Annotated in this window: 22 protein-coding genes; 17 read left to right on the top strand and 5 right to left on the bottom strand. The window is 65.8% G+C overall.

What is annotated here, in order from left to right; genetic code table 11:
• Positions 1-1728: an EAL domain-containing protein gene (locus tag ACVOMH_RS08370; RefSeq protein WP_481523831.1), complete on the top strand. Its 1728-nt coding sequence runs from the start codon at positions 1-3 to the stop codon at positions 1726-1728.
• A 9-nt stretch (positions 1729-1737) separates the two neighbouring features.
• Here the strand turns inward: ACVOMH_RS08370 and ACVOMH_RS08365 are convergent, their stop codons facing one another.
• From ACVOMH_RS08365 to flgA, 4 genes are all read right to left on the bottom strand, one after another.
• Positions 1738-2889, bottom strand: a complete 1152-nt coding sequence (locus tag ACVOMH_RS08365; protein ID WP_083468360.1) for an ATP-binding protein — start codon at positions 2887-2889, stop codon at positions 1738-1740.
• A gap of 162 nt (positions 2890-3051) precedes the next feature.
• Positions 3052-3390 carry a flagella protein gene (locus tag ACVOMH_RS08360; RefSeq protein ID WP_054656990.1) on the bottom strand — a complete coding sequence of 113 codons (339 nt, stop codon included), beginning with the start codon at positions 3388-3390 and terminating at the stop codon, positions 3052-3054.
• Positions 3387-3689: a flagellar biosynthesis anti-sigma factor FlgM gene (gene flgM, locus ACVOMH_RS08355; protein WP_054656988.1), complete on the bottom strand. Its 303-nt coding sequence runs from the start codon at positions 3687-3689 to the stop codon at positions 3387-3389. Before flgM ends, ACVOMH_RS08360 begins: the two co-directional genes overlap by 4 nt.
• A 64-nt stretch (positions 3690-3753) precedes the next feature.
• Positions 3754-4398, bottom strand: a complete 645-nt coding sequence (gene flgA / locus ACVOMH_RS08350; protein WP_481551640.1) for a flagellar basal body P-ring formation chaperone FlgA — start codon at positions 4396-4398, stop codon at positions 3754-3756.
• A gap of 93 nt (positions 4399-4491) precedes the next feature.
• Between flgA and ACVOMH_RS08345 the strand changes: the two genes are divergently transcribed.
• The 13 genes from ACVOMH_RS08345 to ACVOMH_RS08285 all read left to right on the top strand — a co-directional run bounded on the left by ACVOMH_RS08345 (position 4492) and on the right by ACVOMH_RS08285 (position 17487).
• The gene (locus ACVOMH_RS08345; protein WP_054656983.1) at positions 4492-5436 is read left to right on the top strand and encodes a chemotaxis protein; all 945 of its coding nucleotides are present in this window, start codon (positions 4492-4494) and stop codon (positions 5434-5436) included.
• 77 nt (positions 5437-5513) lie between these two features.
• Positions 5514-5912 carry a flagellar basal body rod protein FlgB gene (gene flgB, locus ACVOMH_RS08340; RefSeq protein WP_481551639.1) on the top strand — a complete coding sequence of 133 codons (399 nt, stop codon included), beginning with the start codon at positions 5514-5516 and terminating at the stop codon, positions 5910-5912.
• A gap of 11 nt (positions 5913-5923) precedes the next feature.
• The gene (gene flgC, locus ACVOMH_RS08335; protein ID WP_481551638.1) at positions 5924-6331 is read left to right on the top strand and encodes a flagellar basal body rod protein FlgC; all 408 of its coding nucleotides are present in this window, start codon (positions 5924-5926) and stop codon (positions 6329-6331) included.
• Between the two features lie 26 nt (positions 6332-6357).
• A complete protein-coding gene (locus ACVOMH_RS08330; RefSeq protein ID WP_481551637.1) occupies positions 6358-7026 on the top strand; it encodes a flagellar hook capping FlgD N-terminal domain-containing protein in 669 nt (222 codons plus the stop codon).
• A 32-nt stretch (positions 7027-7058) separates the two neighbouring features.
• Entirely contained in the window at positions 7059-8282 is a 1224-nt protein-coding gene (flgE, locus tag ACVOMH_RS08325; protein ID WP_057506500.1) for a flagellar hook protein FlgE, read from the top strand.
• Between the two features lie 34 nt (positions 8283-8316).
• On the top strand, positions 8317-9066 hold the full coding sequence (locus ACVOMH_RS08320; RefSeq protein ID WP_054656977.1) for a flagellar basal body rod protein FlgF: 750 nt from the start codon (positions 8317-8319) through the stop codon (positions 9064-9066).
• A gap of 225 nt (positions 9067-9291) precedes the next feature.
• Entirely contained in the window at positions 9292-10077 is a 786-nt protein-coding gene (gene flgG / locus ACVOMH_RS08315; RefSeq protein ID WP_054656975.1) for a flagellar basal-body rod protein FlgG, read from the top strand.
• Between the two features lie 19 nt (positions 10078-10096).
• The gene (gene flgH, locus ACVOMH_RS08310) at positions 10097-10789 is read left to right on the top strand and encodes a flagellar basal body L-ring protein FlgH (RefSeq protein ID WP_481551636.1); all 693 of its coding nucleotides are present in this window, start codon (positions 10097-10099) and stop codon (positions 10787-10789) included.
• Between the two features lie 2 nt (positions 10790-10791).
• Positions 10792-11913 (top strand): flagellar basal body P-ring protein FlgI, encoded by a 1122-nt coding sequence (locus tag ACVOMH_RS08305; RefSeq protein WP_054656970.1) that lies wholly within the window; start codon positions 10792-10794, stop codon positions 11911-11913.
• 1 nt (position 11914) lies between these two features.
• Positions 11915-13105 carry a flagellar assembly peptidoglycan hydrolase FlgJ gene (gene flgJ, locus ACVOMH_RS08300; RefSeq protein WP_481551635.1) on the top strand — a complete coding sequence of 397 codons (1191 nt, stop codon included), beginning with the start codon at positions 11915-11917 and terminating at the stop codon, positions 13103-13105.
• An 11-nt stretch (positions 13106-13116) separates the two neighbouring features.
• Positions 13117-14997, top strand: a complete 1881-nt coding sequence (flgK, locus tag ACVOMH_RS08295) for a flagellar hook-associated protein FlgK (protein WP_481523826.1) — start codon at positions 13117-13119, stop codon at positions 14995-14997.
• On the top strand, positions 14994-16196 hold the full coding sequence (flgL, locus tag ACVOMH_RS08290) for a flagellar hook-associated protein FlgL (RefSeq protein WP_054657818.1): 1203 nt from the start codon (positions 14994-14996) through the stop codon (positions 16194-16196). The genes flgK and flgL overlap by 4 nt, the downstream gene beginning before the upstream one ends.
• Before the next feature lie 67 nt (positions 16197-16263).
• A complete protein-coding gene (locus ACVOMH_RS08285; RefSeq protein WP_481551634.1) occupies positions 16264-17487 on the top strand; it encodes a flagellin in 1224 nt (407 codons plus the stop codon).
• Between the two features lie 183 nt (positions 17488-17670).
• On the opposite strand, the gene ACVOMH_RS08280 is transcribed toward ACVOMH_RS08285, so the two are convergent.
• Entirely contained in the window at positions 17671-18015 is a 345-nt protein-coding gene (locus ACVOMH_RS08280; protein WP_481551633.1) for a hypothetical protein, read from the bottom strand.
• 164 nt (positions 18016-18179) lie between these two features.
• Between ACVOMH_RS08280 and ACVOMH_RS08275 the strand changes: the two genes are divergently transcribed.
• The 3 genes from ACVOMH_RS08275 to ACVOMH_RS08265 all read left to right on the top strand — a co-directional run bounded on the left by ACVOMH_RS08275 (position 18180) and on the right by ACVOMH_RS08265 (position 22490).
• Positions 18180-19433: a flagellin gene (locus tag ACVOMH_RS08275; RefSeq protein ID WP_481551632.1), complete on the top strand. Its 1254-nt coding sequence runs from the start codon at positions 18180-18182 to the stop codon at positions 19431-19433.
• Between the two features lie 329 nt (positions 19434-19762).
• Complete coding sequence (locus ACVOMH_RS08270; protein ID WP_481551631.1) at positions 19763-20941, top strand: flagellin; 1179 nt, start codon at positions 19763-19765, stop codon at positions 20939-20941.
• 328 nt (positions 20942-21269) lie between these two features.
• A complete protein-coding gene (locus tag ACVOMH_RS08265) occupies positions 21270-22490 on the top strand; it encodes a flagellin (protein ID WP_481551630.1) in 1221 nt (406 codons plus the stop codon).
• Positions 22491-22734 lie beyond the last annotated feature (244 nt).

The raw sequence follows: 22734 nt of genomic DNA, 5'->3' as shown, positions 1-22734 counted from the left end.
ATGTGGCCTTCCCCCCTCTCCACGCCGCCTTTTACGGAAACGCAGACCGCCCGGCTTGGCGCAGGCAATCCGGAGTTCGCCGCGCTGGTCAACGAGGCCGCCAGCGGTGGCACACCGCTGGTGGTGATGCACCTGGATATCGATCATTTCGCCTCGGTAAACGAGAACATGAGTGCGGAAGTCGGCGACCAGGCGCTGGAATTGATCGCCGAGCGCCTGCGTACGCATCTGCAGGGACGAGGCCGGCTGTGGCGCCATGGCAGCGACGAGTTCCTGATCGCAATTCCGCGCCTGCCGGGTGAACCGCTTCCCGAGGAGATGGCCGAATCGCTGCGCCAGCAGATGGAGCTGCCGCTGTCGGTGCTGCCGTACACGCTGTTTCTGACCGCGAAGATCGGCGTTAGCCTGTGCCCGGAGCACGCCACACGGCCCAGCAGACTGCTGGATCTGGCCGAGGACGCACTGCATCAGGCCGGTCGCGAAGGTGGCAACTCGGTGCACCTGTACGTGCTGCACAAGCCCAGCAGCGCGCACAGCGAAAGCATCATCTCAAGGCAACTGGTCGATGCGATCGACAACGGCGAATTGCGCCTGCGCTACCAGCCGCTGGTCAGTGCCCGCGATGGCCATGTGGTCGGCATGGAGGCACTGCTGCGCTGGCAATCGCCGACGCTGGGAATGCTCGTCCCGGAACGCTTCATGCGTACCGCCGAGCGTCTGGGCATCATCGTCCAGATCGGCTCGTGGGTGCTGGAGGTCGCGCTGCGCCAGGCACGAGTCTGGCGCGACCAGGGATTCGACGATTTCAGCGTGGCGATCAACGTCTCCACCCTGCAACTGTTGCGCCCCAACTTTTTCGCCGAAGTCATGGGAATGCTGCAGACCACCGGCGTGCCGCCGCGCATGTTGACGCTGGAAATCAACGAAAGCGCGCTGACCAACAATGTGAACTTCGTCCATGAGACGCTGGCCAACCTGCGCAACGAAGGCATCAGCCTGAGCCTGGACAACTTCGGCACCGGCGACTCCAGCCTCAGTGCGCTGGTCCGCTACCCGGTCGACAAGCTGAAGATCGACCGCAGCTTCATCAAGAGCGCGCCGGCGGCCAATCGCGAAGCAGCGATCAGTCGCGCGATCATCGCGATGGGCCACCAGCTGGGCATGACCGTGATCGCCAATGGCGTCGAATCACAGGCGCAGCTGGGCTTCCTGCGGCGCAACGACTGCGACGTGTTCCAGGGCTACCTGTTTGGCGAGCCGATGTCGGCCGATGCCGCCGGCATGACTTTGCGCCGGCGCTACCTGCGCCCGGAAGCCTTTGCCGAAACACGCCCTGATCGCACCCTGCTGTTGCTGGATGACGAGGAGAACGTGCTGCGCTCACTGGTGCGCCTGTTCCGCCGCGACGGTTACCGCATCCTGGCGGCCGGCAACGTGCGTGATGCCTTCGACCTGCTGGCGATCAACGATGTGCAGGTGATCCTGTCCGACCAGCGCATGTCCGACATGAGCGGCACCGAGTTCCTGGGCCGGGTGAAGATGCTCTACCCGGACACCATCCGCCTGGTGCTCTCCGGCTACACCGATCTGGCCACCGTGACCGATGCGATCAACCGTGGCGCGATCTACCGTTTCCTGACCAAACCGTGGGATGACGACGAGCTGCGCGAGCACATCCGCCAGGCGTTCCGTACCCACGATGAAAAACGCGGCGGCGTCCCGCTGTGAGTGCCGCCGTCAGCCCTTGGGCTGACGGATCGGCAGAATGATGCGGAAGCGCGAACCTTCACCGACGGTGCTGTCCAGGTCGATGCGGCCGTGATGCTTGTTGATGATGCCGTAGGAAATCGATAGCCCCAGCCCGGTGCCACTGCCGACCGGCTTGGTGGTGAAGAACGGATCGAAAATGCGCTGGCGCAGCTCGGGGGAAATACCGGCGCCGTTGTCCTTGAACTCCACCCACACCTCATCACCGCTCACGCCGCTGCTGACCACGATATGGCCGCGTTCGGCCACTGCATGTCCGGCATTGAGCAGCATGTTCATGTAGACCTGGTTCAACTCCGAGGGCAGGCATTCCACCATCGGCAGCTCGCCGTATTGGCGCTCGAGCGTGACCTTGTACTTGAGTTCGTTCCAGATGATGTTGATCGTCGATTCGAGCCCGGCGTGCAGGTCGGCCAGCTTCCAGGACTCGTCGCGCCCGGAATAGGAGAAGTCCTTCAGGTCACGCACGATGCGGGTCACCCGCTCGATGCCCTCGCGTGATTCGGCCATCAGCTGCGGCAGGTCGCGACTGATGAAATCGATATCCAGCCGGCTGCGGATATCGTCGATCTCCGGGATCGAAGCCTTCGGGTCCGGGGCGCGCAGGGCGCGCTCATAGGCCTCGATGACCGTGAACAGGCTGCGCAGGTATTCCTGCAGGCTGCCCAGGTTGGAGTGGACATAGCCGATGGGATTGTTGATCTCGTGGGCGACACCGGCGGCCAACTGGCCGATGGACGCCATCTTTTCCGACTGCAGGAGCTTTTCCTGGGTCCCGTTCAGTCGCAGGTAGGCCTGGCGCAACTCGGCGTGGCGCTGCTGCAGCTCACGCTCGTAGTCTTCCTGCCCTTCGAGATTGCGGAACAGCGCCAGGTAGACGTCGCGCCCTTCGCCCGGCTGATGGTAGAGCTGGAGGATCACCACCCGCTCGCCAAGCGGCAGACTGCCGCTCCAGCTGCCGCTCTCCTTGGCCTGCGGCATGGCGGCCGGCGGCAGGAAACGCGCGAGTTTCGCGCCGAGCGCCAGGACCGGGCTCTGCTCGGCGTCCAGCATCTGGCGCGCGGCACGGTTGACCAGCGAGGTATTGCCCTTGCCGTCGAACAGGAGCAGACCTTCACGCATGCGTTCGCCCAGGGCGCGCAGCACATCGGCGGAGGGCAACGGGAACAGCGAAGCGAAATCGGGAGTGGACACGGGCCGCAGGATCAGGGGAAACGGCTGATCAATATATACGTTTGCCCGGTACCGGTTCAGGCGCGCCCGCTGAACGGGCGCGGACAGGCCTCAGGCCACCGCCAGCGGCTTGCGGGTGTGCAGCAGCTGGGACTGCCCCTTCGCATCGTAGGCCGAGGCGGTTTCACTGCGGCCGAGCTGGCGCAGGGCCCAGTTGACCTCACGCCGGCGCCGGGCCAGCAGAGCCCCATTGGCCCGGTTGCGCTCCGCCAGTTCCTGCAGCAGCGCGGCATGTTCCAGCGGCGGCTGGGCTTCCAGCACACGCAGGGCCTCGAGTTTGCGACCGGTAGCGGCGATCAGTGCCGGCACATCGTGGTCAACCAGCGCCTGGCGTTCGCCATCGAGCGCGTCGCTCAGCTGCTGCAGCGGATTGCCCATTGCCAGCTTCATCCGCGCAGCTGCTGGTCCATGTCCAGCATGCGCTGGGCAATGGCCTCGGGATTGATCCGGTAGCTGCCGTTTTCCAATGCCTCACGCACGGCCTGTACGCGGCCGCTGTCGATCGCCGGGGCAGTCGACAGTTCGCGCTGCATGGCCTGCAGATTTGTGGCCTCGCCGGTCAGGCGCAGGCTGTCGACCGCTTCAACCGGGCGCGCGGCGGTGTCGCCGGCCGGGGCGGCTTTGGCAAGGACGGTGACTGGGCGCAGCTGGGCGCTTGCTGCAATACCGCCGTCGATTTTCTGGCTCATGTGACGATGATCCTGATTCGGTTCGAATACGTTAACGGCGGCGGGCCGGTCTTCTTTAGGAAATTTATCGCGAAACCACAACGTCGCCGCCGGGGCCCACCACACCTTGTACTATTTTGCGTGAGGACAGGTTCTCCACCGACACCCGCTCCTGTTCGCCGGCATCGCCCAGCGCCCGTCCGGCCATCCGCACTTCGATGCCGCCCCGGCGGGAAACCAGCGCCACACTGTCGCCACGACGGACCAGCCGCTGCGCGACCAGATCACTGGCCGAGAGCAGGCTGCCGGCAGCCAGCGTGCGCCGCGCCACCCGTCCCACCGCCAGCTGCGGATCGGAGATCACCGCGCCGGCGATCCGCGCGGTGTCGCGGCGCACAGTGGTGATATCGGCTGCCGACAGGGTTTCTCCAGCGGCCACCCCACGCCCGAGCACCAGCACATCCTGCTCGCGCCGGATCTTTACCGGAACGAACAGGCGCCAGCCGCCGGCCTGCGGACAGCTCACCTCCACGGTGCTGGTACCGGTGGCACGTGCCTGCAGGCTCTGCGGGCACGCCGGCAGGCGCAGCCCAGCATCGACGATCGCCTCGCCCTCGGTGGTCGGGTCCAGCGTGGACAGGGCCGCCGTCCTGATCGAGGTCACCGGCTGGAAATCGGCCGCCACCACCGGCATGGCCAGGACCAGGCCCAGCAAGACAGACAGACGCATGCAACCTCCGGCAACAGATAGTGCCCACATCGCTGCAAGCGGCGTGCCAAAACCCCCTCTCAAGTCCTCCACGCAGGCGCCGATACCGCTTGCATGTCACATGATCTGCTCAATCGCATCGACCAACGCACGCGCCTGGCCGGCCACAACCGGCTCGCGCTGTTGCTGTTCCGCCTTGGCGGCCGTCAGCTTTTTGGCGTGAACGTATTCAAGGTCCAGGAAGTGTTGCGGCGCCCGGCGCTGTTCCAGGTCCCCGGGCTGCCGGCCCAGTTTGCGGGTGTCGCCGACGTGCGTGGCCGCTCGGTACCGGTGCTGGATCTGGGACTGGCCATCGGCCATCCCGAGCGTGAACCCGAGGCCGACACCTCGCCGGGCTATCTGGTGGTCACCGAATTCAACCGCTCGGTGCAGGGCTTTCTGGTCAGCGGGGTCGAACGGATCGTCAATATCGCGGTGGAGGACATCCAGCCGCCGCCCGAGCTGGGCGCCGAATCCAGCTACCTGACCGCGGTCACCCGCTTCCAGGGCGAGCTGATCCAGGTCATCGACGTGGAAAGTGTGCTGGCCGATATCGCCCAGATCCGCGACGAGGCGGTGCTGGACCCGTCCATGGCCCTGCCCGCCGGCGCGCCACCGATGCAGGTGCTGGTGGTCGACGACTCGCGGGTGGCACGCCAGCAGATCCGCAATGTGCTCGACCAGCTCGGCGTCACCGCCACCCTGCTCTCCGATGGCAAGCAGGCGCTGGACCACCTGCTGCAGATCCATGCCGGCGGCGAGAACCCGGCCGAACGCTACGCCATGGTGATCTCCGACATCGAGATGCCCGCCATGGACGGCTACACCCTGACGACGGAAATCCGCCGCCACCCGGGCCTGGCCGGGCTCTACGTGCTGCTGCACACCTCCCTGTCGGGCGTGTTCAACAACGCCATGGTCGAACGGGTCGGCGCCAACGCCTTCGTGGCCAAGTACAGCCCGCACGAGCTCGCCGACTTCGTCCTGCACCGCCTGCGCCAGGTGGCCGCTGCGGCCTGAGGCCGCCCCAGGCGCCATCGCGCCCTGTCTGGCACACCACTTGCAGCTTCCCGCACATCGTCCGCGGGAGGCTTGTCATGCCCAACCTGATTTCCAACTACCTGGGGGTTCACGCCCAGGCCATGCCGTTGCGCGAGCAGCGCATGAAACTGATCGCCGGCAATCTGGCCAATGCCGACACGCCGGGCTACAAGGCCCGCGATCTCGATTTTGATGCCGCCCTGCGCCAGGCCCAGGGCGGTACCGGCAACGGCCTGCTGACCACCACCGCCGAGCAGCATTACCGGATCGGTGGCGACGGCCTGAATCCGTTCCAGATCCTGCGCGAAGCAAATCAGCCCAGCCTCGACGGCAACACCGTGGACCCGGATGCCGAACGCGCCGCCTATGGCCGCGCCGCGCTGGAATACCGCGCCTCGCTGAGCTTCGTCGAATCCAAGGTGCGCTCCATGCTCACTGCGATCACCGGTCAATAAGGAGTATCGCCATGAGCAACCTGCCGATTTTCGATATCGCCGGCTCCGCGCTGCAGGCGCAGTCGGTGCGCATGAGCACCATCGCCTCGAACCTGTCCAACGCCGACTCGATCGCCGGCTCGCCTGAAGCGGTCTACAAGCCGCTGGAGCCGATCTTCCAGGCCGTGACCAGCCGTGAGGACCGCAACCTCACCGGCGTGCAGGTCAAGGAAGTGACACAAAGCCAGGCCGCGCCGATCAAGCGCTACGAGCCCAACCACCCGCTGGCCGATGGCGAAGGCTATGTCTACGCGCCGGATATCGATCCGGTGGCGCAGATGGTCAACCTCATTTCGACCTCGCGCAATTACCAGGCCGGCGTGGAAATGCTCAACACCGCCAAGGAACTGGCATTGGCCACCTTGACCATGGGCCGCTGACGCGCCGCCTCCAGGACACATTACCCATGAGTACCGTCAACACCGACCTGTACGGCGCCCTTGGCCTCACCGCCAACACCCCGCAGGCCAAGAAAAAGAATGATGCACTGGACCAGGCCGACTTCATGCGCCTGATGACCACCCAGCTGCAGCATCAGGACCCGCTCAAGCCGATGGACAACAGCCAGATGGTCGCGCAGATGGCGCAGCTGTCCACCGTGCAGGGCATCAACGACCTCAACACCTCGGTCAACGGCTTCCAGCAGCAGCTGTCCAGCGACCAGATCCTGAAGGGTGCGGCGCTGGTCGGTCACGAGGTGCTGGTGCCCTCCACCCAGCTGGCACTGGAAACCGACGGCATGGTCAGCGGCACGGTCGCCGCGCCGGGCCCCGGTACCGTCACCGTGGATATCACCGACGCCAACGGCGTGAAGGTGAACCAGCTCACTGTGCCGGCCAATGCCGCGGGCGAGGTGTCTTTCCAGTGGGACGGACTGGATGCCGACGGCAAGCGCATGCCGCCGGGCAGCTACAGCATCGTCGCCAACCACACCGACGCCAGCGGCGTGCAATCCAAGCTGAGCACCTATGTGCAGGCCGAGGTGGAGAGCGTCACCGTCGGCTCCGACGGGCTGTACCTCAACCTCAAGGGACTGGGCACCGCCCCGCTCGATTACGTGCTCCGCGTCAGCTGAGCCGGCCCAACGACTTCAGAAGGAAAATTCCGATGAGCTTCAACATCTCGCTGTCCGGTATCAATGCCGCTAACGCCAACCTGAACGTGACGGCGAACAACATCGCCAACGTCAACACCACCGGCTTCAAGGAATCGCGCGCCGAGTTCGCCGACCTGTTCAATTCCACCAGCTACGGTCTGTCGTCCACGGCAGTGGGCTCGGGCGCACGCTTGACCAACGTCGCCCAGCAGTTCTCGCAGGGCAACATCGACACCACCGGCCGCAGCCTGGATCTGGCGGTCGCCGGCGAAGGCTTCTTCACCCTGTCGATGAACGGCAACCGCGTGTACTCGCGCGCCGGCAATTTCCAGACCGATGCCAGCGGCTACGTGGTGAACCCGCAGGGCGCCCGCCTGCAGGTGTTCGCTCCCAACGCCGCCGGCACCGGCTTCGAGGCCGGGCAGCTGACCGACCTGCGCCTGCTGGCCACCGACAGCCCGCCGCGCCCGACCAGCAACGTGGAACTGGCCTTCACCCTGCCGGCCAATGCCACGCCGCCGACGGTGACCCCGTTCGATCCGGCCGATTCCAACAGCTACAGCCAGTCCAGCGGCGGCGTCACCGTGTACGACTCGCTGGGCGTGAGCCATACCCAGACCTCGTATTTCGTCAAAACCGCCAATCCGAACGAATGGCAGGTCTACAACTACGTTGACGGAGTGGCTGCCGGCGCGCCGACCACGCTGGGATTCTCCGATAGCGGCCTGCTGACCACGCCCGCCGACGGCAAGATCGTCATGGATCCGTTCATCCCCAGCACCGGCGCCGGTTCGTTGAACATGTCGCTGGATATCACCGGCTCCACCCAGTACGGCGAGAAGTTCTCGCTGCGCAACACCGCCCAGGACGGCTATGCCTCCGGCAAGCTCAACGAGGTGAGCATCTCCGAAGAGGGCGTGGTCTATGCACGCTACTCCAACGGTGTGGACGTCGGCCTGGGCCAGGTGGCTCTGACCAACTTCAACAATCCGCAGGGCCTGAAGAGCGACGGCAACAATCTGTGGACCGAGACCTACACCTCGGGCACGCCGCGCACCGGTGCCCCGGACAGCTCGGACTTCGGCCAGATCCAGGCCGGCTCGCTGGAAGCCTCCACGGTGGATCTGACCGAGCAGCTGGTCAACATGATCACCGCGCAGCGCAACTTCCAGGCCAACTCGCAGATGCTTTCCACCCAGGACCAGATCACCCAGGCCATGATCAACATCCGTTGATGCCCACCCCTGACCCGCAGACGGAACTCCACTGATGGACAAGGCACTCTACGTTGCCATGACCGGCGCCCGCGCTTCACTGCAGGCGCAGGGCACGGTGTCCCACAACCTGGCCAATGCCGACACCCCCGGCTTCAAGGAGGCGCTGGCCAACACCGAGGCCTTCCGCATCCAGGGGCCCGGGCATCCATCGCGGATCGATGCGCTGCATGTCGACGCCGGCTTCAACCGCCGCGTTGGCGCCCAGCAGGTCACCGGCAACGCGCTGGATCTGTCACTGCAGCCGGGCAACTGGCTGGCGGTGCAGGCCGGCGATGGCAGCGAGGCCTATACCCGCGCCGGCGCACTGTCGCTGACGCCCAACGGCCAGCTGGTCACCGCCGAAGGCAATGCCGTGCTCGATGACAACGGCAATCCGCTGGCGATACCGCCCTACCAGGCCATCGAAATCGGCAATGACGGCACGCTGTCGATCATTCCGCAGGGTGAAGGCCCGCAGACGATGGCGATGATCGGCCGGCTGCGGGTGGTCAACGCCGCCGACGACCGGCTGACGCGCGGGCTGGACGGGCTGATGCGCAATACCGACCCGCAGCAGCCCTTCACCGCCGCCACGGGAAAAGCGGTGGACAGCGGCATGCTCGAAGCCAGCAACGTCGATGCGGCCGGAGCGCTGGTGCAGATGATCCAGCTGCAGCGCCAGTTCGAAATGCAGGTCAAGGTGATCAAGCACGGTGACGAGAACGCACGCAGTGCCAACAGCCTGCTGCGTCTGAACGGCTGAGCGCCCGCTCCCCTGCCGTGAATCCGAAATCCGCGGGCCCCGGTGGCCCGCGGATTTTTTATTGCGCCGGGGCCCGTCACCGGGCGTGCCCGGCAGTGTGCATACCGCCGTCGGGCACCGGGGGAAGGCCTACGCCGGCATTCCGGCACCGTTTCTGGCACGCGCCGTGCATTGACTCTGGGCAAGGGCCAACCCGGCCAACAGAACCAGCAGAGGAATCGCACCATGAATCAGGCATTGTGGGTCGCCAAGACCGGCCTGGACGCGCAGCAGACGCGCATGTCCGTTGTCTCGAACAATCTGGCCAACACCAATACCACCGGATTCAAGCGCGACCGCGCCAGCTTCGAGGACCTGCTGTACCAGCAGGTGCGTCAGCCCGGCGGCGCTTCCTCGGCGCAGACGCAGCTACCGACCGGCCTGCAGCTGGGTACCGGCGTGCGCGTGGTGTCCACCTCCAAGCACTTCGAACAGGGCAGCCAGCAGCAGACCGGCCGCGCGATGGATGTGATGGTCAATGGCCGCGGTTTCTTCGAAGTGATGATGCCCGATGGCACCTCGGCCTATACCCGCGATGGCAGCTTCCAGGTCAACGCCCAGGGCGAGCTGGTCACCAACAGCGGCTATGCCGTGCAGCCGGGCATCCAGATTCCTGAAGGCGCGCAGTCGATGACCATCGGCAGCGACGGCACCATCAGCGTGCAGATGGCCGGCGAAGCGGCCTCGGTCGAGATCGGTTCGCTGACCCTGACCGACTTCATCAATCCGGCCGGCCTGCAGTCCAAGGGCGAGAACCTGTATCTGGAAACCACCGCCTCCGGCCCGGCCCAGAACGGTACGCCCGGTCTCAACGGCCTGGGCAGCGTGGTCCAGGGCGCGCTGGAAGGCAGCAACGTCAACGTGGTCGAGGAGCTGGTGTCGATGATCGAGACCCAGCGCGCCTACGAGATGAATGCCAAGGCGATCTCCACCACCGACTCGATGCTCGGCTACCTCAACAACAACGTCTGAGCCGCCCAGGAATCCCGCCATGAACCGCATCGCCTTGACGCGTCATCTTTCCGTCGCCCTCGTCGCCACCACCCTGCTGGGTGGCTGCACGCTGGCCGGCGACGTGCGCCCGTACGCACCGATGGCGCCGATCCAGCCGGTCATCGCGCCGTCGGCCGAACCCACCGCCGGCGCGATCTATGCCGCCGGCCCGGGACTGAATCTCTACGGTGATCGCCGGGCGCGTGATGTCGGCGACCTGCTCACCATCACCCTGATCGAGAACACCACCGCCACCACCACCGCCAGCACCGCGATCAGCAAGCAGTCCAACGTGGATATCGGCACGCCGACCCTGTTCGGCGCGCCGGTCACGCTGGGCGGCAAGGACATCCTCGGTGCCTCGGCCGCGGCCGAGCGCGACTTCGGTGGCAAGGGCAACAGCGCGCAGAGCAACCGCCTGCAGGGCAATGTCACCGTCACCGTGATCCAGCGCCTGCCCAACGGCAATCTGGTCGTGCAGGGGCAGAAGAACCTGCGGCTCAACCAGGGCGATGAGTTGGTGCAGATCCAGGGCGTGGTGCGCTCGGCGGATATCACCCCGGACAACACCATCTCCTCCAGCCGGGTGGCCGATGCGCGCATCGTCTACGGCGGTCGCGGCGCCGTGGCGCAGTCCAATGCGATCGGCTGGCTGGGACGCTTCTTCAACTCGGCGCTGGCGCCGTTCTGAGCATGGCCATGAATCTCTCTCCCCTTCTTCGCCGCGCCGCGCTGTGCCTGCTGGTACTGGGCGTTGCCCTGCCCGCCCAGGCCGAACGCATCAAAGACCTGGCCCAGGTCGGCGGGGTGCGCGGCAATGCGCTGGTCGGCTACGGCCTGGTGGTCGGTCTGGATGGCAGCGGTGACCGCACCAGCCAGGCGCCGTTTACCGTGCAGAGCCTGAAGAACCTGCTCGGCGAGCTGGGCGTCAACGTCCCGGCCAACGTCAACCCGCAGCTGAAGAACGTGGCCGCCGTGGCGATCCACGCCGAACTGCCGCCGTTCTCCAAGCCCGGCCAGACCATCGACATCACCGTCTCCTCGATCGGCAACGCGGTGTCACTGCGCGGCGGCTCGCTGCTGATGGCGCCGCTCAAAGGCGCCGATGGCCAGGTCTACGCCATCGCCCAGGGCAATCTGGTGGTCGGCGGCTTCGGTGCGCAGGGCAAGGATGGCTCGCGCATGTCGGTGAATATTCCCAGCGTCGGTCGCATTCCCAACGGCGCCACCGTCGAACGCGCGGTGCCCGATGTGTTCGGGGCCAGCGGTGAGATCACCTTGAACCTGCACCAGAACGATTTCACCACCGTTTCGCGCATGGTCAACGCCTTGAACGCGACCTTCGGCGAAGGCGCGGCACGCGCGGTGGACGGCGTCACCGTGGCGGTGCAGGCCCCCACCGATGCCGGCGCACGGATCGGCATGCTGGCGCGGATCGAGAATGTCGAGCTGTCACCGGGCAGCGCTCCGGCGCGCATCGTGGTCAATTCACGCACCGGCACGGTGGTGATCGGCTCGCAGGTCCGGGTCAGCCCGGCGGCGATCGCGCACGGCTCCTTGACGGTGACCGTCAGCGAATCGGCGCAGATCAGCCAGCCCAACGCCTTCGGCGGCGGCCAGACCGTGGCCGTGCCGCAGTCGACCATCACCGCCAGCAACGAGGGCAGCCGCATGTTCCGTTTCGACGGTGGCGCCACGCTCGATGAGATCGTGCGCGCGGTCAACGAAGTGGGCGCGGCACCGGGCGATCTGATCGCGATCCTGGAAGCCCTCAAGCAGGCCGGTGCGCTGAGCGCCGAGCTCGAGGTGATCTGACATGCGTATCAACGCCTCGCCGCTGGAGCTCAATCCGGCGCTCGCCCATGACCCGGCCAAGATCGACAAAGTCGCACGGCAGCTGGAAGGCCAGTTCGCCCAGATGCTGATCAAGAGCATGCGGGCGGCCAGCTTCGGCGACTCGCTGTTCCCGGGCGAGAACCAGATGTTCCGCGAGATGTACGACCAGCGCATCGCCGAGCAGATGACACGCGGCCGTGGTCTGGGCCTGTCGGCGGTCATCGCCCGTCAACTCGGTGGCGAGGCCGCCAACAAGCCGGCGCTGGACACCAGCGTCACCCCGGCTGCCGCAGCACGGGCCTACCAGCTGGCCGCTCCGGCCGCCGCTGGACTGCCGTTGCAGAACACCGCTCCACTGCAGAACGATCCGCTGGCTGCGCCCGGCGTCACCGGGCCGTCGGCCGACCTGACGCCACAGGCGCAGACGCTGGATCTGATCGCCGGTCGCGATACCCGTGCCCTGCACGCCTCGCTCGGCAGCAGCGATCCCTATACCCAGAACGATGCCCTCGCCGCACCCGACTGGTCGACGGGCAACGACCGCTGGAGCAAGGTCACCGCCGCCACCCGTGGCGATGCCGTGGACAGCGCCAGTGCCGATCTGGCCGCGCGCTCGCTGGGCACGCACACGCCGGAAGGCTTCGTCGCCAGCATCTGGCCGCACGCACAACGCGCCGCCCGCGAACTGGGCGTGGACCCGCGCGCGCTGGTCGCCCAGGCCGCGCTGGAAACCGGCTGGGGCAAGCGCCACATCGCCCGCGACAACGGCAGCAGCAGCAGCCACAACCTGTTCGGCATCAAGGCCACCGGCTGGAGCGGCGAGCGTGCCACCACCGGTACCCACGAGTATGTCAACGGCCAGCGCCGCACCGAAGTGGCCAGTTTCCGCGCCTACGGCTCGATGGCCGAGAGCTTTGGCGACTACGTGCGCCTGCTGAAGAGCAACCCGCGCTACCAGGCCGCACTGGGCGCCGGCAGTGATGTGCACGGTTTTGCACAGGGCTTGCAACGGGGTGGGTACGCCACCGATCCGGCCTACGCCGCAAAGATCACCGCCATCGCCAACGGCCCGACCATCGAACGTGCCGTCGCCGCCATCGGCGATGCCGGCGCCCGCATGGGCCGGACCTTTGCCAGCAACGCCGGGTTGTCCGGCATCACCCGTCGTTGAGATAGACGTCCATGTCCAATGTTCTTTCCACCGGTACCAGTGCGCTTATCGCCTTCCAGCGGGCGCTGGCTACCGTCAGCCACAACGTGGCCAATATCAAGACCGACGGCTACAGCCGGCAGAAGGTGGATTTCGCCACGCGCGATCCCTCCAACGTCGGCTATGGCGACGTGGGCAACGGCACGAAAATCACCGATATCCGCCGCGTCGCCGACCAGCTGGCGATCTCGCGGCTGCTCGACAGCAGCGGTGAACTGGCGCGGCTGAAGCAGCTCTCGTCGATGGCCGACCGGGTGGACGCACTGTTCTCCGATTCGGCCACCAACGTCGCCGGGGTGTGGTCCAACTTCTTCGATTCGGTCAGCGGACTGTCGGCCAACGCCTCGGGCACCACCGACCGCCGCAGCCTGCTCGAAAGCGCCTCCACCCTGGTGACGCGCTTCAAGCAGCTCAGCGCCAACCTGGACACGCTGGGCAACGAGGTCAACAACGGCCTGATCGCCGGCGCCGAGGAGGTCAACCGGCTGGCGGCGGAGATCGCCCAGATCAACGGCACCATCGGCGGCAACGCCGCGGCGGCCGCACCGGACCTGCTGGATCGCCGTGACCAGCTGATCTCGCAGCTGATCGGTTACACCGGCGGCACCGCGGTGATCCAGGACGGCGGCATCATGAACGTGTTCTCCGCCGGCGGTCATGCGCTGGTGGTGGGCACCACCGCCTCGAAGGTCACCACGGTGACCGATCCGCTGCAGCCCGAGCGCCTGCAGCTGGCGATCAAGACCCAGGGCATGACGGTGAACCTGGGCAACAAGTCACTGGGCGGCCAGCTTGGCGGCCTGCTGGAATTCCGTGACAGCGTGCTGGCACCGGCCCAGGGCGAGCTGGGCCGCATCGCGGTGGGCATGGCCCTGTCGTTCAACCAGAGCCACCGCGAAGGCATGGATCTGTATGGCGACATGGGCACGGACTTCTTCAATCTGGCCCCGCCCAAAATCACCAACCACAGCGGCAACACCGGCAGCGCCACGCTGACCGGCAGCTATGGCGACACCACCGCTCTGGACGGCCAGAACCTGATGCTGCGCTTCGACGGCACGGGCTGGCAGGCCTCGCGCGCCGATACCGGCGTCAGTGTGCCGATGACCGGCGCCGGCACCGCGGCCGATCCGTTCGTGGTCAACGGTGTGGAGTTCGTGGTCGGTGGCACCCCGGCGGCCAACGACCGCTTCCTGCTGCAGCCCACGGCCACGGCCACCAACGGCCTGTCGGTTGCGATCACCGATCCTTCGCGTATCGCCGCCGCCGACCCGGTGAAAGCGGCCTCGGACCTGGCCAACAGCGGCACCGGCGTGCTCGGCAAGCTTGACATCCTCGATGTCGCCAACCCGGCCCTGCTCAACCCGGCCAGCATCGAATTCCTCGATGCCAACCAGTACATGATCGATGGCGCCGGCCCGTTCCCGTACACGCCGGGCCAGACGATCAGCGCCAATGGCTGGAGTCTCGTGCTCGACGGCAAGCCGGCCGCCGGTGACACCTTCACCATCGGCAAGACCGCGCCGGGTTCCAGCGACAACGGCAACGCCGCGCGTCTGGCCGGCGTGGAAGACGCCAAGGCCTTCAATGGCGGCACGATCACCCTCAACGGCGCGCTCGGCGGGCTGACCACGCAGATCGGCTCGGCCGCCCGCGCAGCCGAGTACTCGCTGCAGGCGCAGCAGGTGATCAACCAGAACGCGCAGGCCAGCCGCGACGCGATCTCCGGCGTGAACCTCGACGAGGAAGCGGCGGACATGCTCCGGCTGCAGCAGGCCTACCAGGCCGCTTCGCAGCTGATCTCCACCGCCGACACCATGTTCCAGACCATCCTTTCCGCGGTGCGCCGATGAACAACCGTATCTCCAGCAGCATGATGTATGACCAGTCGGTGTTCCTGATGATGTCCAAGCAGAGCAAGCTCTCGCATCTGGAACAGCAGCTGGCCACCGGCAAGAAAATTGTCACCGCCAAGGACGACCCGGTCGCCTCCGGTGCCGCCGTCGGCATGGACCGGATCCTGGCCGAGCTCAAGCAGCTCGGTGCCAATGCCGGCAGCGCGCAGAACCGCCTGGGGCTGCAGGAAAACGCCCTGGCCCAGGCTGGCGAGCTGCTGCAGCGCGTGTCCGACCTTTCGATCCAGGCCAACAACGCGGCGCTGTCGGTGGATGACCGCAAAGCCGTCGCCAACGAGCTCAAGTCGATCAAGGAGCAGATGCTGGCGCTGTCCAACAGCAGCGACGGCAGTGGCCGCTACCTGTTCGGCGGTGCCGCCGACGGCGCCGCGCCGTTCACCCTGAGCAATGGCAGCGTGATCTACAACGGCGACCAGAACCAGCGCATGGTGGAAGTGGCGCCGGGCACGTTCATCAAGGACACCCTGCCGGGCAGCGAGATCTTCCTGCGCATCCGCACCGGCGACGGCACGGTGGACGGCGGCGCGGTGGCCGGCAACGCCGGGCAGGCGGTGCTGACCGATGTCAGCCGTGACGGCTCGGGCAGCTGGGATGGCTCCAGCTACACCCTGCGCTTCACCGCTGCCGACACCTACGAGGTGGTCGATGCCAGCAACACGGTGGTCGGCACCGGCAACTACGCCAGCGGCGAGGACATCGTTTTCGAAGGGCTGCGGGTGCGCATTGAAGGCACCCCGGTGGCTGGCGACGCGTTCAACGCCGGGCCGGCCGGCACCCGCGATGTGTTCAGCACGCTGGACAAACTGGTGCAGACCCTGGAAATGGACACCTCCACGCTGGCCGGGCGCACCGCGCAGCAGAACGCGCTGCAGGCCAGCATCCGAGATGTGTCCCGCGCCGCCGAGGCACTGATCGACGCCCGCGCCGCCGGTGGCGCCCAGCTCAAATCCATCGATGACGCCGCCGCCCTGCGCGAGGCCAATTCGGTGACGTTGCAAACCTCGCTGTCGCAGTTGCGCGACCTCGATTACGCCGAAGCCATCGGGCAATACAAGCTCGAAGGCGCGGCACTACAGGCGGCCCAGACCATCTTCACCCAGATGCAGTCGATGTCGCTGTTCAACATGATCCGCTGATTCCTCTACCCGTATAGCACCCGCTACCTCACACGACGCAAGCGCACGACCACAACGGAGAAACGCCATGTCCCAAGTCATCAACACCAACATCATGTCGCTGAACGCACAGCGCAACTTGAACACCAGCGGCGCGTCGCTGGCCACCTCGATCCAGCGCCTGTCCTCGGGCCTGCGCATCAACAGTGCCAAGGACGATGCGGCGGGTCTGGCGATCTCCGAGCGCTTCACCACGCAGATCCGCGGCCTGGACGTGGCCGTGCGCAACGCCAACGACGGCATCTCGCTGGCGCAGACCGCCGAAGGCGCGATGGTCGAGATCGGCAGCAACCTGCAGCGCATCCGTGAGCTGGCCGTGCAGTCCTCCAACGCCACCAACTCCGCCTCCGACCGCAAGGCGCTGGACGCCGAGGTCAAGCAGCTGGTCGCTGAAATCGACCGCGTCGCCCGCCAGACCAACTTCAACGGCACCACCCTGCTGGATGGCACCTTCGCCGGCGCGCTGTTCCAGGTCGGCGCCGACGCCGGCCAGACCATCGGCATCAACGCCCTGGTCGATGCCAACGCCGATGCGCTGGGCACCAGCTTCTTCGCCAACAACTATGTCGGCGATGCGGCCAGCACGCTGGCTCCGGCCGCCACCGGCGCCGTTGCCGCCGGTACCCTGACCGGGCTGGAAATCGAAGTGACCGATGCCGACGGCAAGGTCTCCACGGTCACCATCGGCGATGTCGATTACGCCCTGGGCACCACCGGCAAGCAGATGGGCGACGCCATCGCCCAGGCCGTCAACGCCAAGCTCGACCAGACCGGCATCTATGCCAAGGCCGACGCGAACGGCGTGCTGACCCTGTCCTCGCTCAAGGGCGGGCAGGAGTTTGCTGTCGCGATCAACGCTGCCAGCAGCAACACCCTGGCCGAGTACGGTCTGGCCAATCCGGCCGGCACCGCCGGTGCGCTCTCCACCACCGCCACCGCCGCCAAGGACCTGGTCGTCACCGACTTCGTCGGTGCGCAGCGCGCCATCGACGTGATCGACACCGCCCTGACCGCGGTCAGCTCGGCCCGCGCCGAGATGGGTGCGATCCAGAACCGCTTCACCTCCACCATCGCCAACCTGCAGACCACCTCGGAAAACCTGTCGGCCTCGCGCAGCCGTATCCGCGACACCGACTACGCCAAGGAAACCGCGGAGCTGACCCGCACGCAGATCCTGCAGCAGGCCGGCACCGCCATGCTGGCCCAGGCCAACACCTCCACCCAGAACGTGCTGAGCCTGCTGCAGCAGTAAGCTCCGCCGCCGCATCAGCAGCATCCAGGGCCCCTCTTGCAGGGGCCCTTTCCGTTTCCGTGGCAGCCCTCCCCCGCGCCGGCATTCCGGCAGCGGCTGACCGGCGGGATGTCCCCCGCCCCGCTTCGGCCCCCGAGGTGGAAAGACCCGCCCCTTCCGGGTGTGCGCTTCCCGGCCGGGTGATCAGGTACCGGGCCGTTGCCGGGCCCGGCTTCCAGAGGCGAGCGTTTTTTGCCCGGCCGCGACCGTCTGGCGGTCGAGGGCGACCGTTTTCCGCTCGCCCGCGAGCATTTTTCGCTCGGCATCGACCGATTTATGGTCGTGCACGACCATTTTTTGCTCGCTCACGACCGATTTCTGCTCGACGACGACCATTTTCCGGTCGTACACGAGCGATTTATGGTCGGCGCCGACCATTTTTTGGTCGTGATCGAGCGATTTTCGTTCGACGTCTACCGATTTTTGGTCGATTGTCCTGAAAATGGACTCAATGCGGTCAACATGGCACCGCCGTTCCCCAGCTGTCATGCAACGGCCCACTTGGCCGCCGGCGCCTCTTACGTTTTGGCTAAAGCCCGCGGGTCAAGTGCCGTTATTGATTCCAGCAGCGGCAACACCTTCCGGTTTTACCGCACTGCACACTACCGGCCGTACTGCTGTGCCGGATCAGACACCAAAGAGGAATCGCCGCCATGGCCCAAGTAATCAACACCAACGTGATGTCGCTGAACGCACAGCGCAACCTGACCACCAGCGGCAACAGCCTGGCCACCAGCATCCAGCGCCTGTCCTCGGGCATGCGCATCAACAGCGCCAAGGACGATGCCGCCGGTCTGGCGATCTCCGAGCGCTTCACCACCCAGATCCGCGGCCTGGACGTGGCCGTGCGCAACGCCAACGACGGCATCTCGCTGGCGCAGACCGCTGAAGGCGCGATGGTCGAGATCGGCAGCAACCTGCAGCGTATCCGCGAGCTGTCGGTGCAGTCGGCCAACGCCACCAACTCACAGTCCGACCGTGATGCGCTGCAGGCCGAAGTGACCCAGCTGGTTTCGGAAATCGACCGCGTCTCGCGCCAGACCAACTTCAACGGCACCAGCCTGCTGGACGGCAGCTTCTCCGGCGCCCTGTTCCAGATCGGTGCCGACGCCGGCCAGACCATCGGCATCAACTCCATCGTCAATGCCAGCGTCAATTCGCTCGGCAAGTCCCATTTCGACAGCAACTCGCTGACCGTCGCCGCCGCGGCAGTCACTGCCGGCGAAGGCCTGAAGATCACCGGCATGAAGGTCGCCGGCTCCGACGGCAAGGCCATCGATCTGGCAACCATCAATGTCGCCGCCACCGGCACCACCGCCGCCGACATGCAGGGGGCCGCAGCCAAGGCCGTCGCCGCCGCCATCAACGAAAAGATGGATCAGACCGGCGTCTATGCTGAAGTCGACGCCGCAGATGCGACCAAGATCAACCTGTCCTCGGTCAAGGAAAGCGTGGACAGCGCGGGCGCCTTCAAGGCATTCAACGTGACTGTTGGCACCTGGACCGACACCGCATCGACCCCCACCGCGACAACCGCGCCGACGTTCACCATCACCGACGCCTCTGTGGCCGCCACGGTTGCCGGCAAGCTGAAGAATATCAGCGACCTGGATATTTCCACGGTTGCCGGCGCCCAGCAGGCACTGTCGCTGGCCGACAAGGCGCTGACCTCGGTGAACTCCTCGCGCGCCGACATGGGTGCGATCCAGAACCGCTTCACCTCGACCATCGCCAACCTCAACGCCACCTCGGAAAACCTGTCGGCCTCGCGCAGTCGTATCCGTGACACCGACTACGCCAAGGAAACGGCCGAACTGACCCGCACGCAGATCCTGCAGCAGGCCGGTACCGCCATGCTGGCCCAGGCCAACAGCTCCACACAGAACGTGTTGAGCCTGCTGGGCTGATCACGCGCAGCCACCGTTCCTGGTGACAACGAAGGCCCCTCTCCGGAGGGGCCTTTTTGATGCATACCCGGTAGCAAGCGAATGCCCCCCACCGCTTTCACGGCCTGGATAACCGCAGCGACCCAGGAACCCCTGGCGTCGACAAAAGCACGTGACAGTCATTGCACGAGCGCAGAAAAAAATCCGCAACTTCATCGATCCCGCACTAAAGCCCGCACGTCAAGTGCCGTTATTGATTACAGCAGCGGCAATGCCTTACGGCCTTACCACACTGCACAACACCGGCCGTCCAGCTGTGCCGGATCAGACGCCAAAGAGGAATTGCCACCATGGCCCAAGTAATCAACACCAACGTGATGTCGCTGAACGCACAGCGCAACCTGACCACCAGCGGCAACAGCCTGGCCACCAGCATCCAGCGCCTGTCCTCGGGCATGCGCATCAACAGCGCCAAGGACGATGCCGCCGGTCTGGCCATCTCCGAGCGCTTCACCACCCAGATCCGCGGCCTGGACGTGGCCGTGCGCAACGCCAACGATGGCATCTCGCTGGCCCAGACCGCCGAAGGCGCAATGGTCGAAATCGGCAGCAACCTGCAGCGCGTGCGTGAACTTGCCGTGCAGTCGGCCAACGCCACCAACTCGCAGTCCGACCGTGACGCCCTGCAGGCCGAAGTGACCCAGCTGGTCTCGGAAATCGACCGCGTCTCGCGCCAGACCAACTTCAACGGTACCAGCCTGCTGGATGGCAGCTTCTCCGGCGCGCTGTTCCAGATCGGCGCCGACGCCGGCCAGACCATCGGTATCAACTCGATCGTCAATGCCAGCGTCAATTCGCTCGGCAAGGCCAACTACGCCGCCACCACCACCTCCACTGCCGCTGTTGCCGGCACGGCGACTGCCGCTGGCTCGCTCTCGGCCATGAAGGTCAATGGCCAAGACATCGCCAAAGTCGATATCGCCATCGGTGACACCGGCGAAACCGTGGGCAAGAAGTTGGCTGCCGCCATCAATGAGAAGATGGACCAGACCGGCGTCTACGCCAAGGTCGAGAGCGACGGCAAGCTGTCGCTGCACTCGCTGATCGCCGGCAAAGACCTGACCCTGACCGCCCCTACCCAGACCGCTGCGACCGGCATCACCGGTGGTGATCTGGCCGGCCTGGCCGCTGGCACCGCCGCCGCCGGCGCTGCCGCCACGGTGAAGGACGTCTCGATCGACTCCGTCGAAGGCGCGCAGAAAGCACTGTCGATCATTGACGAAGCGCTGACCTCGGTGAACTCCTCGCGCGCCGACATGGGTGCGATCCAGAACCGCTTCACCTCAACCATCGCCAACCTCAACGCCACCTCGGAAAACCTGTCGGCCTCGCGCAGTCGTATCCGCGACACCGACTACGCCAAGGAAACGGCCGAACTGACCCGCACGCAGATCCTGCAGCAGGCCGGTACCGCCATGCTGGCCCAGGCCAACAGCTCCACCCAGAACGTGCTGAGCTTGCTGGGCTGATTCCGCAAGCCAAGCGTTTTTGGTGACAGCAAGGGCCCCTCTCCGGAGGGGTCTTTTTTTTCCGCAATGTGCAGCTGTGCCAAATCGCGCCTCATCGGCCCCGGTGGACGCAATGCAGCCAGGAAACATGCGTGCGCTGCGCGCTTCATCTACTCCGGCAACGCTACGGCGCAGCCCGAAAGCCGTATTTTTTTCGATCCCGCACTAAAGCCCGCACGTCAAGTGCCGTTATTGATTACAGCAGCGGCAATGCCTTCCGGCTTTACCACACTGCACAACACCGGCCTGACAGCTGTGCCGGCTCAGACACCAAAGAGGAGTTGCCGCCATGGCACAAGTAATCAATACCAACGTGATGTCGCTGAACGCACAGCGCAACCTGACCACCAGCGGCAACAGCCTGGCCACCAGCATCCAGCGCCTGTCCTCGGGCATGCGCATCAACAGCGCCAAGGACGACGCCGCTGGTCTGGCCATCTCCGAGCGCTTCACCACCCAGATCCGTGGTCTGGATGTGGCCGTGCGCAACGCCAACGACGGCATCTCGCTGGCCCAGACCGCCGAAGGCGCGATGGTCGAAATCGGCAGCAACCTGCAGCGTATCCGTGAGCTGTCGGTGCAGTCTGCCAACGCCACCAACTCGCAGTCCGATCGTGACGCCCTGCAGGCCGAAGTGACCCAGCTGGTCTCGGAAATCGACCGCGTCTCGCGCCAGACCAACTTCAATGGCACCGCCCTGCTCGATGGCTCTTTCTCTGGCGCGCTGTTCCAGATCGGCGCTGACGCCGGCCAGACCATCGGCATCAACTCCATCGTCAACGCCAGCGTCAACGCACTGGGCAAGGCGCAGTTCTCGGCCGATGCAACGATTGCCGCCTTTGCCGCCGATGACGCCGCTGCTGACACCACGGTCAAGGGCCTTGGCGTCAGCGCCTATGACGCTGATGGAAACTCGACCAACATCGCGCTGGGCGACATCAAGATCGCCAAGGGTGAATCGCAGAGCGCCGCGATCGCCGCCGCCATCAACGAGAAGATGGACGCCACCGGCGTCTACGCCAAGGTCAACGCCGACAAGACGATCACGCTGAGCTCGGTCAAGGCCGACCAGACCTTTTCCTTTGGCGCCGTCGATACCGGCGGTACCGATCCGGAATTCACCGAGGCACTGACCGTTGCCGACAACGGCCTGGATCTCGGCGCCGGTGCAAAAACCGCGCTGGCCGCCGCCGGCAGCAACGTCGGCAGTGTCGACATCAGCTCCGTCCTCGGCTCGCAGCGTGCGCTGTCGATCGTAGACAAGGCGCTGACCTCGGTGAACTCCTCGCGCGCTGACATGGGTGCGATCCAGAACCGCTTCACCTCCACCATCGCCAACCTCAACGCCACCTCGGAAAACCTGTCGGCCTCGCGCAGCCGTATCCGCGACACCGACTACGCCAAGGAAACGGCCGAACTGACCCGCACGCAGATCCTGCAACAGGCCGGTACCGCCATGCTGGCCCAGGCCAACAGCTCCACCCAGAACGTGTTGAGCCTGCTGGGCTGATCCCGCCAGACGCCACGTTTCAGGCAACACCCAAGGCCCCTCTCCGGAGGGGCCTTTTCTTTATCGGTGAAAACGTCAGACGGCATAGCGCCGGCACACGGCGGCGACCATCCTGCCGCCGCGGCTCCGTCATCCGCATCCGCGGGTGCGGCACAGAATTTGCACGAGTGCTGGGGACTCGTCACGCCGTCATGCCGGCAGCGCCCTCAAGTCTGCCGGCCACTGGCCGATAGACCTCACAGGC

It is taken from the genome of Stenotrophomonas sp. STEN013 (assembly GCF_056760355.1).
This window is presented reverse-complemented; position numbering and strand designations above follow the sequence as displayed.

Bases quoted from the DNA above. Each gene is read 5' to 3' on its own strand.
- ACVOMH_RS08370 (WP_481523831.1), top strand. From the start codon at position 1: ATGTGGCCTTCCCCCCTCTCCACGCCGCCTTTTACGGAAACGCAGACC.
- ACVOMH_RS08365 (WP_083468360.1), bottom strand. From the start codon at position 2,889: ATGCGTGAAGGTCTGCTCCTGTTCGACGGCAAGGGCAATACCTCGCTG.
- ACVOMH_RS08360 (WP_054656990.1), bottom strand. From the start codon at position 3,390: ATGAAGCTGGCAATGGGCAATCCGCTGCAGCAGCTGAGCGACGCGCTC.
- flgM (WP_054656988.1), bottom strand. From the start codon at position 3,689: ATGAGCCAGAAAATCGACGGCGGTATTGCAGCAAGCGCCCAGCTGCGC.
- flgA (WP_481551640.1), bottom strand. From the start codon at position 4,398: ATGCGTCTGTCTGTCTTGCTGGGCCTGGTCCTGGCCATGCCGGTGGTG.
- ACVOMH_RS08345 (WP_054656983.1), top strand. From the start codon at position 4,492: ATGTCACATGATCTGCTCAATCGCATCGACCAACGCACGCGCCTGGCC.
- flgB (WP_481551639.1), top strand. From the start codon at position 5,514: ATGCCCAACCTGATTTCCAACTACCTGGGGGTTCACGCCCAGGCCATG.
- flgC (WP_481551638.1), top strand. From the start codon at position 5,924: ATGAGCAACCTGCCGATTTTCGATATCGCCGGCTCCGCGCTGCAGGCG.
- ACVOMH_RS08330 (WP_481551637.1), top strand. From the start codon at position 6,358: ATGAGTACCGTCAACACCGACCTGTACGGCGCCCTTGGCCTCACCGCC.
- flgE (WP_057506500.1), top strand. From the start codon at position 7,059: ATGAGCTTCAACATCTCGCTGTCCGGTATCAATGCCGCTAACGCCAAC.
- ACVOMH_RS08320 (WP_054656977.1), top strand. From the start codon at position 8,317: ATGGACAAGGCACTCTACGTTGCCATGACCGGCGCCCGCGCTTCACTG.
- flgG (WP_054656975.1), top strand. From the start codon at position 9,292: ATGAATCAGGCATTGTGGGTCGCCAAGACCGGCCTGGACGCGCAGCAG.
- flgH (WP_481551636.1), top strand. From the start codon at position 10,097: ATGAACCGCATCGCCTTGACGCGTCATCTTTCCGTCGCCCTCGTCGCC.
- ACVOMH_RS08305 (WP_054656970.1), top strand. From the start codon at position 10,792: ATGGCCATGAATCTCTCTCCCCTTCTTCGCCGCGCCGCGCTGTGCCTG.
- flgJ (WP_481551635.1), top strand. From the start codon at position 11,915: ATGCGTATCAACGCCTCGCCGCTGGAGCTCAATCCGGCGCTCGCCCAT.
- flgK (WP_481523826.1), top strand. From the start codon at position 13,117: ATGTCCAATGTTCTTTCCACCGGTACCAGTGCGCTTATCGCCTTCCAG.
- flgL (WP_054657818.1), top strand. From the start codon at position 14,994: ATGAACAACCGTATCTCCAGCAGCATGATGTATGACCAGTCGGTGTTC.
- ACVOMH_RS08285 (WP_481551634.1), top strand. From the start codon at position 16,264: ATGTCCCAAGTCATCAACACCAACATCATGTCGCTGAACGCACAGCGC.
- ACVOMH_RS08280 (WP_481551633.1), bottom strand. From the start codon at position 18,015: ATGACAGCTGGGGAACGGCGGTGCCATGTTGACCGCATTGAGTCCATT.
- ACVOMH_RS08275 (WP_481551632.1), top strand. From the start codon at position 18,180: ATGGCCCAAGTAATCAACACCAACGTGATGTCGCTGAACGCACAGCGC.
- ACVOMH_RS08270 (WP_481551631.1), top strand. From the start codon at position 19,763: ATGGCCCAAGTAATCAACACCAACGTGATGTCGCTGAACGCACAGCGC.
- ACVOMH_RS08265 (WP_481551630.1), top strand. From the start codon at position 21,270: ATGGCACAAGTAATCAATACCAACGTGATGTCGCTGAACGCACAGCGC.